This is a genomic window from Wukongibacter baidiensis (assembly GCF_050888315.1).
GTDB classification, from domain to species: Bacteria; Bacillota; Clostridia; order Peptostreptococcales; family Caminicellaceae; genus Wukongibacter; species Wukongibacter baidiensis.
In genome coordinates this window covers 4,616,197-4,629,118 of sequence record NZ_CP138202.1, presented here as the reverse complement: position 1 = coordinate 4,629,118, position 12,922 = coordinate 4,616,197, and the positions used below count along the sequence as shown (strand labels likewise).

The 12,922-nt window shown below is 35.2% G+C and carries 12 protein-coding genes and 1 other annotated feature; of the genes, 1 reads left to right on the top strand and 11 read right to left on the bottom strand.

Going from position 1 to position 12,922, the window contains the following annotated elements:
- Window position 1 precedes the first annotated feature (1 nt).
- From grdC to trxB, 4 genes are all read right to left on the bottom strand, one after another.
- Window positions 2-1,540, bottom strand: a complete 1,539-nt coding sequence (grdC, locus tag R9X47_RS20955) for a glycine/sarcosine/betaine reductase complex component C subunit beta (RefSeq protein WP_432663033.1) — start codon at window positions 1,538-1,540, stop codon at window positions 2-4.
- Window positions 1,541-1,923: 383 nt separating this feature from the next.
- Complete coding sequence (grdA, locus tag R9X47_RS20950) at window positions 1,924-2,397, bottom strand: glycine/sarcosine/betaine reductase complex selenoprotein A (protein ID WP_432663032.1); 474 nt, start codon at window positions 2,395-2,397, stop codon at window positions 1,924-1,926.
- A 117-nt stretch (window positions 2,398-2,514) separates the two neighbouring features.
- Entirely contained in the window at window positions 2,515-2,832 is a 318-nt protein-coding gene (trxA, locus tag R9X47_RS20945) for a thioredoxin TrxA (RefSeq protein ID WP_432663031.1), read from the bottom strand.
- Window positions 2,833-2,860: 28 nt separating this feature from the next.
- Window positions 2,861-3,808, bottom strand: a complete 948-nt coding sequence (trxB, locus tag R9X47_RS20940; RefSeq protein ID WP_432663030.1) for a thioredoxin-disulfide reductase — start codon at window positions 3,806-3,808, stop codon at window positions 2,861-2,863.
- 778 nt (window positions 3,809-4,586) lie between these two features.
- On the opposite strand from trxB, the gene R9X47_RS20935 reads away from it, so the two are divergent.
- Entirely contained in the window at window positions 4,587-5,240 is a 654-nt protein-coding gene (locus R9X47_RS20935; RefSeq protein ID WP_432663029.1) for a TetR family transcriptional regulator, read from the top strand.
- Between the two features lie 90 nt (window positions 5,241-5,330).
- On the opposite strand, the gene asnA is transcribed toward R9X47_RS20935, so the two are convergent.
- From asnA to R9X47_RS20900, 7 genes are all read right to left on the bottom strand, one after another.
- The gene (asnA, locus tag R9X47_RS20930; protein WP_432663028.1) at window positions 5,331-6,353 is read right to left on the bottom strand and encodes an aspartate--ammonia ligase; all 1,023 of its coding nucleotides are present in this window, start codon (window positions 6,351-6,353) and stop codon (window positions 5,331-5,333) included.
- Between the two features lie 267 nt (window positions 6,354-6,620).
- Window positions 6,621-6,879, bottom strand: a binding site (T-box leader).
- Between the two features lie 126 nt (window positions 6,880-7,005).
- Window positions 7,006-8,613 carry a gamma-glutamyltransferase gene (ggt, locus tag R9X47_RS20925; protein WP_432663027.1) on the bottom strand — a complete coding sequence of 536 codons (1,608 nt, stop codon included), beginning with the start codon at window positions 8,611-8,613 and terminating at the stop codon, window positions 7,006-7,008.
- A gap of 291 nt (window positions 8,614-8,904) precedes the next feature.
- Entirely contained in the window at window positions 8,905-9,468 is a 564-nt protein-coding gene (locus R9X47_RS20920; RefSeq protein WP_432663026.1) for a chromate transporter, read from the bottom strand.
- Window positions 9,465-10,025 (bottom strand): chromate transporter, encoded by a 561-nt coding sequence (locus tag R9X47_RS20915; protein ID WP_432663025.1) that lies wholly within the window; start codon window positions 10,023-10,025, stop codon window positions 9,465-9,467. Before R9X47_RS20915 ends, R9X47_RS20920 begins: the two co-directional genes overlap by 4 nt.
- Before the next feature lie 23 nt (window positions 10,026-10,048).
- Window positions 10,049-10,405, bottom strand: coding sequence for a DsrE family protein (locus R9X47_RS20910; protein ID WP_432663024.1), 357 nt, complete (start codon window positions 10,403-10,405; stop codon window positions 10,049-10,051).
- 179 nt (window positions 10,406-10,584) lie between these two features.
- A complete protein-coding gene (locus tag R9X47_RS20905; RefSeq protein ID WP_432663023.1) occupies window positions 10,585-11,406 on the bottom strand; it encodes a lysophospholipase in 822 nt (273 codons plus the stop codon).
- Between the two features lie 179 nt (window positions 11,407-11,585).
- Complete coding sequence (locus R9X47_RS20900) at window positions 11,586-12,914, bottom strand: acetyl-CoA hydrolase/transferase family protein (RefSeq protein ID WP_432663022.1); 1,329 nt, start codon at window positions 12,912-12,914, stop codon at window positions 11,586-11,588.
- Window positions 12,915-12,922: the final 8 nt, after the last annotated feature.

Genomic DNA, 12,922 nt, shown 5'->3' with positions numbered 1-12,922 from the left:
CCTATTCGCTTAACAAATGGGACGCAAAGTCTCTCATAGCTTCTGCTATCATAGTTTTCACTTCTTCTTTGCTAGCAGCACTCTGCTCATCAGCTTTTCCTGGATTTCTTTCCACAACTATTGATACACCATCAAATAGGTTAGTCATTCTACCTAGGAATAAACTTCCCTTACCAACTATCATAGCTCTATTTAAAGTACCTTCAGTTAAGTCCTCACGAGCAAAACCTAAATATGGAACACCAGAAGGAATATGACCTTGAGTAGGAGCCCAACCTGGCATACCATGCTTTTCTACGAAGCTTCCAAGTTCTTTTCTCTCAAGTTCCTTTCTCTTAACACCAATAGCAGCAATCATCTTGTAGTTAGAAGTAGGAACATCTCCAGCTCCCGCTGGCTTAGTAACATCTGGGTTTTGCATCTCAACAGAATACTTATCAATATCAGTAATCTTAAGGCCACCCTTATCAAGAGGAGCAGTAATTAAAGAAGTAATAACAGCCTGTGGAGAAGAACCAGTACCAACAGTATGTCTACCAACAAGGTCAGTTCTTAAAATAGGATTAACACCGTCATTCTTGCTAACTAAAACAGCAAAACCACCTAAAACGTCCTCAAGAATAGGAAGTTCCTTCTTAACATGGTCCTTACCATTCATACCAAGCTTAGCAGTAGCACCACCAGCAACAATAACAACGTTCTCATAAACACCAGCCTGAACTAAAGCTGCCGCTTCAATTAAAGCATGAGTAGGAGCAGCACAGAAACCTCTAGTATCAGAACCAGTAGCATTAACAGCTCTTCCCATCTCAGCGATAGACTTAGCGAAGTTTCCTCCACCTCTTTGATTCATATCACCGCATGCCTCTTCAGAACACTCGATAACGTACTCAACAGCAGCTGGGTCAATCTTGTTATTATATAATAAATGTTTAAAAGCAAGGAATCCAGAAGCCTTAACAACTAAATTCTCATACATAACATGGGCATTAAGATTAACATCAATCTCATGAGCCTTCTTAACACAACCAATTAACTTACCATCATGGTAAATAGCTTCTGCATGATGCTCATTAACTTCCATCTCGATCTCAGAAAGCTCTACGCCTTCTTTGATCTTAGCAAGATCTTCTTCATCAAATAGAGGATGAGAAGAAAGCTTTCCTTTAACAGACTCTGCAAAACTCTTTTCAAGCTGTACAAGATCAAAAGCATCTGACATCTTTAAAAGACCGATGAATTCATCCTGTGGCATAATCTCACCGAACTTACCATATCTATCTGAATTAGCTACATCCTTGTCACACCAAGGCATTTCGTAGTTCTTTAAATCCGCTGGAGCAAGGTTTCCAATGTATACCTGATTGGGAGCATAGTTTACAACATCTGCGTAAGGTCTTATATGCTCTGGAAGCTTCTTAAGATATTCTGAATCAGGATTAGTTATCTTTTCTGTTGTTTGAGTTGTTCCATTGTGCATTATCATGTCTGGGGTATGAACCAATACGTATCCTGCAGCCTTAACTACTGAATAATTCATTTTTTCTGCACCTCCAAAAATATTTTATGATTTAGCTGCTAGCTATTAGGTACTAGTTTTCTGTATAGAGCTCATATAGCAAAACTTGATTTATACATATCCAAATATTCGATGGCTTTAGGGGTTTTGGATGTGTATAAATCAATAATTTTGTTTGAATCTCTATATTTCTAGTAGCCATTAGCTAGCAGCTATTAGCTTATTTCAATAAAATGGGTGATGAATTCATCACCCATTTTATTGGTAATTTATTAATTAACACTCTTATTTATAAAAAAGTCTTTGATAAAGATTTATAATGTTGACTTTTTTGAAACACATATACGGAAATTATATTTATACACAATTCTAAAAGGTTTATAATTTCCTATGTATTATAGAAATTAATACTTAGAAAATTGCTTTCTCATAGATGACATTTCTTCAACGATTTCATCTACTTCAAGAACCATTTCCATCATACCTACTTGCTCTTCATATACGTCTTCGCTAACTGCTTCTTTGAACTGAGGCTCAACTACATGATATACACTAAGTCCTAACTGGACTCCTGCTAATGGACCAGCAAATGTAGGGTCTCCAGCTGTAACAGTTTCAGCAGAAAGACCTGCTGATTCAGCTTCGGCAGCACCAAATAATACAACTATATTTTCTGCGCCATGCTTTTCTGTTAATTCCTTAACCCTTTTTTGATTTTCTAGGTCCATAGCTCCTGCCGCGGTTCAGACAAAACACTCTGTAGATGAGAAGATAACTTCTGCACTATCTACTGTCTTAACACACTCTTCCATGGCAGGGCCAGGTATACCATCTCTGTCACCAATGATGATAACTTTCTTACCTTCAAGAATGCTCATTAGTACCATCCTTTCTTATTTATGTATTTTTATTCCATAGGAAATTAATGTTCTTTTTTTATAGATAAACATAATTTCCTTTATGGTCTTAATAAATTAAATTTGTTAATCTCTAGATTAGATATGCTTTTCAATCATTGCTTCTATATTAGCTTTGTTTGCATCGTCCTTAGTAACTTCCTCTATTTTTTCTCCATCTTTATATATTGCTATAGTTGGAAGTCCTAAAACTCTTTGAGATATTGCAAGTCTTCTTGCCTTTGTAGTATTTAATTTACAGAACTTAACCTTACCTTCAAACTTTTCTGCTAATGCTTCTACATCTGGTAATAATGCTTTACAAGGCTCACAACCATCACTCCAGTAGTCTACAAGCACAAAACCTTCTGCCTTTAGTACTTCTTCTTCAAAAGTATTCTTATCAACTGCTATCATCTTAATAACCTCCCATTTTAATTTTTATTTATTCCTCAAAATTGTTTTCTATATATTTTTCAGCTTGAACTGCTGCTATTGCTCCATCAGCAACTGCTGTTACTACCTGACGAAGTGACTTCTGCCTAATGTCTCCAGCTGCAAATACTCCACCGATATTTGTCTTCATATCATCATCTGTTATTATATATCCTCTATCATCCATATCTATCATATCCTTAAATACATCGCTTAGAGGTAGATATCCAATGAATGGGAATATTCCAAATGTACCATCATCTTCATGAGCTTGATATTCTGTTAATTCACCAGTTTCTCTATTCTTAAGAACTATTGATTCTACAATTCCTTCACCTTTAATTTCTTCTGGTGCTGAATTCCAGATCCATTCTATCTTGTCATTCTTAAATGCCTTTTCTTGGATAGATTTAGCTGCTCTTAATGTATCTCTTCTATGAACAACTGTAACCTTTCTTGCAAACTTAGTTAAGTACATTGCTTCTTCGATAGCTGAATCTCCTCCACCGATTACAAATACTTCTAGGTCTGTAAAGAAGTCAGCGTCGCATGTAGCACAGTAAGAAACTCCCTTACCAGTTAATTCTACTTCACCTGGAACTCCTAATTTTCTTGGAGTTGCACCAGTTGCGATAATAACTACCTTTGCACGATACTCTTCCTTTTCACCCTTAACAACCTTAATTTTTCCGCTTAGATCAACTGAAACTACAGCGTCTATCTTTCTTTCTGCTCCAAACTCTTCAGCTTGCTCTACCATTCTAGCTATAAGGCTTGGACCTGTGGCTTCCCTGATTGAACCAGGATAGTTTGCAACCTCATTTGTAGTTACAATCTGTCCACCTGTCTTACCCTTTTCTAAGATTAGAGTTTTCATTTTTGCACGGGCAGAATATAGTCCTGCAGCAAGACCAGCTGGCCCACATCCAATGATTAAAACATCATATACTCCTTGCATTTTGCGCCTCTCCTTTTATATACCATAAATGGCTTAATAATATTATGTATAACTCTATTTCTATAATTATACATATTTTAAATTATACAACATAAACATTAGTGTGAAAACGTTCCTTTCAATTCGAATTTATTATACCACACTTATGATTATTTTGTAAATTTGTTTATTATATAATCATGATTATATTTTCTTTTAAGTCATTTCTAAATCTCACCATAAATAATATCTAATACATTTGGTAACACTAATTAAATTAATTAGTGTTACAGATTGTTGACAAAGTCAACAAGATGATAGACTGTTGAGAAATCTGAAGTTCGAGGCGTGCTGAAAGTAAGAGACCGCAGCGTATACATACATACGTAAGGGTTCTTGATTGAAGCTACAACGAAGAAATTCGGGTTTGTCAACAATCTCTAACAATAATTAAATTAATTAGTGTTATTCTTTATATACTCCATAGTAATCGATTTAAAACATTTGCATGAAATTAAAAATCACTTGCATATTTAAATTTTCTATGAGTAATCTGGGTTAAACTTAGATTATTCATAGAAGATTTAAAACTCTGCTACGTCCTTTTGATTCTAAGACATCCATCAAGTTTTCGACGCACCGTGTGGGTATGCCTTCAAACTTGATAAAAGCCTTAGAACTCAAAATTACTTGCACCCTTTCAAATTTTCCATGATTAATCTGGGTTTAATTTTTTTTTCATTATGTTATAATAATAGAGGACTTAAACAGAACTAAATCGCAACAGTTGGTGATAGAAATGGGAAAGAAAAAAATACAAAAAAGACGGATGATGGGTTATTTTATCGATGCCGCAAATCAAATTATTGAAAAAGAGGGGATAGAAGCAGTCACTATTAGGAAGGTAGCAGATATCGCTGGCTACAATAGTGCCACCTTATATAATTATTTTCAAGACCTCGATCATTTACTTTTCTTTGCTTCTATGAAGTATTTGAAGGACTATGCACTTAGTCTACCGGATTATTTAAAAAATTCAACAAATGCCTTAGATAAATTCTTACGTATTTGGGAGTGCTTTTGTTATCATTCCTTTAGTAAACCTAAAATTTACTATACTATTTTCTTCGATAAATATAGGGATTCAATTAACGATGTTATCCAACAGTACTATTCCATATTTCCAGAGGAGTTAGGAAATCAATCTACTGATGTGCTTCCAATGCTTATGGAAAAAAATATCTATATTAGAGATATGGCAGTTCTTAAGAAATGTTCCGATGAAGGTTATTTTGGAGAACAATATTTAGAAGAAATAAACGAAATGATTCTTTTAATTTATCAAGGTATGCTTTTAAGAATATTAAATAATCAAATTGATTTTACTATAGAGGATGCAGTCTGTAAAACAGTAAAGTATATAAAACAAACTATAGAGTCCTATAAGTCCTAAAAAAGGTCAACAGATTAAATCTGTTGACCTTTTTTAAACTAATAACAAATCACACTCACAAGGTTTTCATCTTGTCAACTTTTTATATTTTTATAATAACATTATATCTGCTTTCTCGCATTCTTCTATCATATCCTTAGGCCAAATTGCAGCTTGAACTTCCCCAATATGAGCTTTTTGAAGGAAAAACATACACATTCTTGATTGACCTATTCCTCCACCTACTGTATATGGTAATTTACCTTCTAATAAATCTCTATGGAATGAAAACTCTTTACGGTCTTCACAACCTGACAGTTCCAATTGTCTCTCTAGGGCCTCTTCGTCAACTCTTATTCCCATAGATGACACTTCAAAAGCCATTTCTAAAACCGGATACCAGAATAGTATATCGCCGTTTAAACTCCAATCATCATAGTCAGGAGCTCTACCATCATGCTTTATACCAGACTCAAGCTCTCCACCTATTTGCATCACAAACACTGCACCCTTTTCCTTAGTTATGGCATCTTCTCTTTGTTTAGGAGTCAACTCAGGATACCTGTCTTCAAGCTCCTGTGATGTGATGAAAAATATTTCTTCTGGAAGCTGCTTTTCAAGTTGAGGGTAAATATCACAGATTTCTTCCTCAGTAGCTTTAAATGCACTGTATATTTCTTCTACAATACCTCTTAAAGTTTCTTCGGTTCTTTCTTCCTTAGCAATGATCTTTTCCCAGTCCCACTGGTCAACGTATATTGAATGCAGATTATCAAGTTCTTCATCTCTTCTTATGGCATCCATATCAGTGTATAATCCTTTACCCATTTCAAATCCATATTTAGCTAATGCCATACGCTTCCATTTAGCTAATGAGTGTACAACTTGAACTTCCTTTCCACCAATTCCTAATACATCAAATGCTACAGGTCTTTCAATACCATTTAGATCATCGTTTAATCCCGTTTCCGGTCTAACAAAAAGTGGTGCTGATACTCTTGTTAAATCAAGCTTTGAAGATAAGCTGCCTTGAAAAAAGTCCTTAATTTTTTTTATTCCAATCTCTGTATCTATTAAATTCATTTTTGATTTATATTCCTTTGGTATAATTAGCGCCTTTTCTAAAGATTTCATAATAAAACTCCTCCTTTTTTATTCTCAAAATATATTTTTAAGTCAGATAATTTGAATTATATGTCAATTGATAATTTGCACTCTTTATTATTTTTGTGAAATCAGATTTATCTATTCCTGTAAACCACTAAAGCATTTTAATTGTTTTTTTATTTATCGTCCGGACTGGCTAATAGTTGACAAATATTAGTTGACAGTGATCTTTCTGTGAACGAAATAATGTGAACTATAAAACCAAAACAATAAAAAAAGCCCTTCATCCCTATAACAAGGGACGAAAGGCTTGCTTCCGCGGTACCACCCAAATTAGCAAAATATTGCTCACTCAACATATACGGAATAGATAAACTTCTATTCGATACTGCCCAACAAATAACGGTTTGGCTCCGTCTAAGTCTACTCACCACTATGGCTTTCGGTTAGAAACTCAGAGATGTTCTTCAATATAGACTTTGTACTGGACTCCCACCATAACCAGTTCGCTTAAACTCTGCCTTATATCTACTCTTCTCTTCACAGTCTTTAAGTTTGTTAACTTGTTGTAACAATTATAAGATATCCCTATTAGGTTGTCAAGGATTTTTTTCATATTTATTTATTGATATGAATAAATAAATATTTTTATATGTAAAAAAGTCTATGATAAGGATTCTTACCATGCCGCTATAGTTCCATCTGTCCTAGGCTCAGTTCCTCCACAAAGAATCCCATCCTTATTCCTCCAGATAATTTGTCCCCGTCCAAATCCTGTTGAATCAGCCTGTATCTTTATATCATGACCCTTTCTTGCTAGGGCTTGAGCAATATGATTTTCAAATTTGTGTTCTAGATTTATTGTCTTCTCCTTTACCCATTGCCAACGTGGCGCATCTAAAGCAACCTGAGGATTTAACCCAAAGTCTATTGCATTCATGATAACTTGAACATGACCTTGTGGTTGCATAAATCCACCCATCACCCCAAAGGGTCCTATAGGTTTATCATCCTTAGTTAAGAATCCGGGAATGATGGTATGATAGGTTCTCTTGCCAGGTTCTAAACAATTGTCATGGGTTTTATCAAATGAGAAATTATGTCCACGATTTTGTAAGCTTATACCCGTTCCCGGAACTACTATTCCTGATCCAAATCCCATGTAATTACTTTGTATAAATGACACCATATTTCCCTCGCCATCTGCTGTAGCTAGGTAAACAGTTCCACCTTTGTCTGGTTCTCCCGCCTCTGGCGTTAGTGCTTCTCTTCCAATCAGCTTTCTTCTTTCGGCTCCATATTCATCTGAAAGCAGGTCTTTTACCTTAATCTTCATTCTATTAGCATCTGTTATGTACTTTTGTCCATCTGCAAAGGCAAGCTTCATGGCTTCTATTTGCCTATGGTAGGTTTGTAAGCAGTCTTTTTCACTAAAATCAAAGCCTTTAAGTATATTTAATGCAATAAGTGCAACCAATCCCTGTCCATTAGGTGGAATTTCCCACACATCATAGCCTCTATAATTTACCTTGATAGGCTCAACCCATTCAGGCCTAAAGTCTTCCAAATCTTCTTTTCTCAAATATCCTCCATGCTTTTTAAAGAAGTCGTCTATTCTATCAGCTATCCTACCATGATAAAAGGATTCAGCATTAGTTTCTGCTATAGAGGTTAATGTATCGGCATGATCAGGAGAAGACCATATTTCTCCCATTTCAGGAGTTCTTCCATCCCTTGCAAATGTTTCAAACCAAGGTTTAAACTCGTCTCCTTTTAACTCTTTCTTATATATTTCATAGGCCCGATCCCAAGCTTTTTTTACATATGGTGAAATTGGATATCCTTCACGGGCATATTTGATGGCTGGCTTTAAAACTTCAGAAAGTGGTAATTTACCAAACCTCTGCGATAATTCCGCCCACGCCGCTGGTGCTCCAGGTACAGTTATCGGTATTACACCAAACTTCGGAATTTCTTTATAGCCTTTATTTTTTAATGCCTCTATGGATATGCTCCTAGGTGCAGGACCGCTGGAATTCAGTCCATGCAATTTTCCCTTAGTCCAAACTAAGGCAAAAGCATCTCCACCTATGCCATTTGATGTGGGTTCAACAACTGTTAAACATGCCGCTGTTGCTATAGCTGCATCTATAGCATTTCCACCTTTCTTTAAGATGTCTAACCCTGCTTGTGCTGCCAGTGGTTGAGATGTTGCTACCATACCATTCTTTGCATATACTACGCTTCTTTGTGAGGTATATTTGTATTGTAACCCATCAAAATTCATTCATGATCCCCCTTTTAATATCACCTCAGTATTTCTTATATTACGGTTTTCAAACTGATTTTCATATAAGGAGTTCTCTGTAATTTTTCTGAATTAGAATAAAGTTTTTTATAAAGAATATTGTTTAACCTTGATTATTCATAAAAATTTCAGAACTCTGCTGCGTTCTTTTGATTCTAAGACATCCATCAAATTCTCGACGTACCGTCTTGGTATGCCTTCGAACTTGATAAAAGCCTTAGAATTCAAAATTACTTGCACCCTTTCAAACTTTTCATGAATAATCCAGGTTTAAAAAATGAATAGCCCAATCAATCCTGCGGTTACTATATAAAATATCGGGTGATATTTCCATTTATTTGTAGCATACATAAATATCCCAAACATTATTAATGCTTTAAAGTTGAACAAATCTACTATTCTGCTGGTAGATTTAAAAAGTTCAAGATTAAATATTGAAATTAAAGCGATACTAAAGGCTGCTGCTCCAATAAGACCTGTTACAGCTGGCCTTAAACCTACAAAAACACCTTGTACCAATTTGTTTTCATTGAAATGTACCAGAAACTTAGCGATGATACAAATTATAATAATTGATGGTGTCACCATTCCTATTGTCGCTACTACTGACCCCATAATTCCCATCTCATTAAAACCTGCATATGTAGCCATATTGATGCCAATAGGACCGGGGGTAGATTGTGAAACGGCAATCATATCTGCAAATTGAGCTTCCGTAACCCAACCTCTCGTTATTGCTTCATTTTGTAATAAAGGAAGAGCTGCTAACCCTCCACCAATAGTAAATAAGCCTACTTTAAAAAAAATCCAATAAATCCTAAGCAGCTCCATCATATTTGATTTCCTCTCATCCTTAGGGTATTTATTAAAATGCCAACAAGCCCAGCAGAAATAATAATATAAATCGGTGAAATACTTAAAAATGCAACTGCCACAAAGGCTATGATACCTATGACTATACCAATCCAATTGGTAATGGCTTTTTTACCCATTTTTATCACTGCATTTAAAATCAGTACTAAAACTACAACACGTATACCGGAGAAAGCACTTTTCATCCATGGATTATCTGCGAATTGTTGGAAAAAGGCTGCTATGGACATTATGATAACCCATGAGGGTGCAACCATACCTAGTGTGGCTATAATCCCTCCAATAACGCCCTTTTTCTTAAATCCAATAAATGTTGCTGTATTAATGGCAATAATCCCTGGAGTAGATTGGCCTATGGCATAGTAATCCATTATCTCCTCATCAGTTGCCCATTCATATTTTTCTACTACCTCTCTTTGAAGCATAGGCAGCATGGCATAGCCTCCACCAATTGTAAAAAGGCCTATTCTAAAAAATACACTAAACAATTCCCATAATATATTCTTGTTGTTCTCCATTCTCTTCCTCCAAATTCAAGACCCTAGAAAGTTATAGTTTTCCAATCACTCTTTAAATAATCAGTGAGAGGCTCACCCATGTACTTTACAGGTATACCTAGATTCTCTAATTCTGAAGATACTCCATAGCTATCGGCACAGGCTTTACAAGCTTCTACCACTACACCCTCTTCAATTATTTTTTTAATATAGTCTTGAAGCTCTATATCTGTACTTAGTAGTTTAGAAGATGGTCCCCAAACAACTAATCGGATATCATCCCACCAACCTCTCATTTTTCCATTAAGAGTGTACATGAATACCATTTTTAAAGCTACATCTCTGTCTCCACTCGTCCATAAAACTACAAGTTTATCCTTATCATTTACCATTTCTTTCATTCTAACCACTCTCCTCGCCATTTAGTTTCTTTTATCATATTATTTAATAACTATTATAAACAAATCTAAGAAAATATAGTTCATCCTAGATTAGGTTATCAATACAGTTCTACGCCAATAAAACTTGAGTAAGTTAAACCTTACAAGCGTGGAACTAGACCGTAAAGCAATATACTATATTAATTAATTCTATTTTCTATCCATTTATGTATATCATATAAAACCATATCCCTATCTTTTTGCTTTATCATTTCATGATAGAGTCCATCGTATATTTTAATTTCCTTGTCAACCGATGAAATTGAAGAGTACAATTGTTCCGATGCTTCCTTTGCTATTTCTCTATCATCTCCACCATGTAGTATCAAGCAAGGATACTCATAGCTTTCAAAGTTTTCTCTAATCCATTCAATACCATCGGCTAGAAATTGCGTATAAAGATTTAACGTAGCACTTCTTAAAACCAATTCATCCTCGCCATTTTTAAGTAAATATCTAAGCATTGGATTTTTCATGCGTATTTTAGGAAAAACTTTATTAACAAGCTTTAAGGCCTTAACCTTAACTCCCTTTACTCTGCTTGGAGTCATAGTAGCAGCAGCCGATAGGATTTGTCCATCTATTTTATTTTTGTACAATATTCCATATAGCACCGATATAAACCCACCCATACTATGACCTAGCACAAATATAGGTATATTGGGATTTTCTTTTCTAACAAGATCAGTAAATGCATCTACATCTTTAGCAAAATCTTTAAAGTGATTAATATGACCTCTTTCACCCTCGGATTTTCCATGACCTCTATTATCTAATCTAAATACACCATAGCCATACTGTATTAATTTATCCTTTACATATTCATATCGTCCTAGATGTTCACCAAATCCATGTATTATTATAACAATCGCTCTTGGCTTTATTGTCGTATCTTTCATATAGTATAGGTTGGTATTATCAAAGGATTTGATTCTTCCACTAGTAGATATTGCAGCTTCCATTTACTTCATCTCCTCTTATGTTCTCAATCCAAGAATATCCAGTCAATACTATAATATCATATATTATATAGTTAGAAAATTTTTCAAAATGAAAAGGGTGTCTCATAAGATTCCTTTATGAAACAGCCCCTTTATTCTAGCTTTTCTCTGAAAAAGCACTATAATGTTTATTAGTTTTTTTACCAAAACATAAGTTTATCCGCTTCGAATCTCAGCTCTTCTCTGAAATCTGGATGGGCAATATTGATAAGTCTCTTCACTCTTTCCCCAATGCTTTGTCCCCGAAGCCATGCAACACCATATTCTGTGACTACATAGTCAACATCATTCCGAGATAGACTTATTGCTGCTCCCTGCTTCAGCGTGGGCACGATCTTAGATACTGTGACTCTATCGCCATTCTCATTCTTAACATTCGCAGTTGAATAAAGAGCTATAAAGGATTTTCCGCCGTGACTCTTTTGTGCACCTATTGCAGTATCAGCTTGACCACCGGTTCCCGAAAATTGTTTATGTCCTATTGATTCTGAACAGCATTGACCTGCTAAATCAACCTCTATCGTCGTATTTATGGAGACCATTTTATGATTTTGACCCACTACATATGGATCATTCGTCCATTCACCTTGCATAAACAGCACCGTAGGATTATCATCCAGGTATTCATATAATTTTTGAGTTCCTAATGCAAATGTACATACGGATTTACCTTTATACAAAGTCTTCATTGAGTTATCTACAGCACCACATTCTATGAGATCAACCATCCCATCGGTAAACATTTCTGTATGAATTCCTAAATGCTTTTTAACCTTCAAGGCTTCAGCAACTGCATTTGGTATTCCTCCAATTCCCAGTTGAATTGTTGAACCATCTTCAATCAAATCAGCTATATATTGGCCTATTTTTTTATCCTTCTCATTAAAGGGTAGTATTGGTAGACTAGGAATTGGTCTATCGGTTTCTACTATTGCATTTATCTTGCTTACATGTATTTGATTGTCTCCAAAGGTTCTTGGAAAGTTCTCATTGACTTCTACTATTACTACGTCATCACCTGATTCGATTAGCTGCATTTCGTAGGTATTACCTATTGATAGGCTTATATATCCGTGCTTATCCATTGGCGAGCATGTAGTTAATAATATCTTTCTTCTTCCTTCCATGGCATAAAGTCTCTTAGTCAGTGCCAAATGAAGGTGCTGAGGTTGGAATGATAAATGCCCCTTTTGATGATGCTTTCTCATGGTTGGGGTGTAGAACCACCCATTAACATGGACTGTATCCTTATAGTCTGGATTTATCATGAATTCATAATTTCCAAAGGGTAATGTATTACTTAGTTCACAGCCATTAACTCCATTATCCTTTATTGTATGTAGCTCATTCAATATACTAATGGGCTCACTTCCTCCTAGGCCAATCACAAGGAAATCATTTGATTTAATTAGCTTTAACGCCTCAGGTATAGTCTTTAGTCTGCTATGATAGATTTCATTAATATTCATAGATATAT

Bases quoted from the DNA above. Each gene is read 5' to 3' on its own strand.
- grdC (WP_432663033.1), bottom strand. From the start codon at position 1,540: ATGAATTATTCAGTAGTTAAGGCTGCAGGATACGTATTGGTTCATACC.
- trxA (WP_432663031.1), bottom strand. From the start codon at position 2,832: ATGATAGCAGTTGATAAGAATACTTTTGAAGAAGAAGTACTAAAGGCA.
- trxB (WP_432663030.1), bottom strand. From the start codon at position 3,808: ATGCAAGGAGTATATGATGTTTTAATCATTGGATGTGGGCCAGCTGGT.
- R9X47_RS20935 (WP_432663029.1), top strand. From the start codon at position 4,587: ATGGGAAAGAAAAAAATACAAAAAAGACGGATGATGGGTTATTTTATC.
- asnA (WP_432663028.1), bottom strand. From the start codon at position 6,353: ATGAAATCTTTAGAAAAGGCGCTAATTATACCAAAGGAATATAAATCA.
- ggt (WP_432663027.1), bottom strand. From the start codon at position 8,613: ATGAATTTTGATGGGTTACAATACAAATATACCTCACAAAGAAGCGTA.
- R9X47_RS20920 (WP_432663026.1), bottom strand. From the start codon at position 9,468: ATGATGGAGCTGCTTAGGATTTATTGGATTTTTTTTAAAGTAGGCTTA.
- R9X47_RS20915 (WP_432663025.1), bottom strand. From the start codon at position 10,025: ATGGAGAACAACAAGAATATATTATGGGAATTGTTTAGTGTATTTTTT.
- R9X47_RS20910 (WP_432663024.1), bottom strand. From the start codon at position 10,405: ATGAAAGAAATGGTAAATGATAAGGATAAACTTGTAGTTTTATGGACG.
- R9X47_RS20905 (WP_432663023.1), bottom strand. From the start codon at position 11,406: ATGGAAGCTGCAATATCTACTAGTGGAAGAATCAAATCCTTTGATAAT.
- R9X47_RS20900 (WP_432663022.1), bottom strand. From the start codon at position 12,914: ATGAATATTAATGAAATCTATCATAGCAGACTAAAGACTATACCTGAG.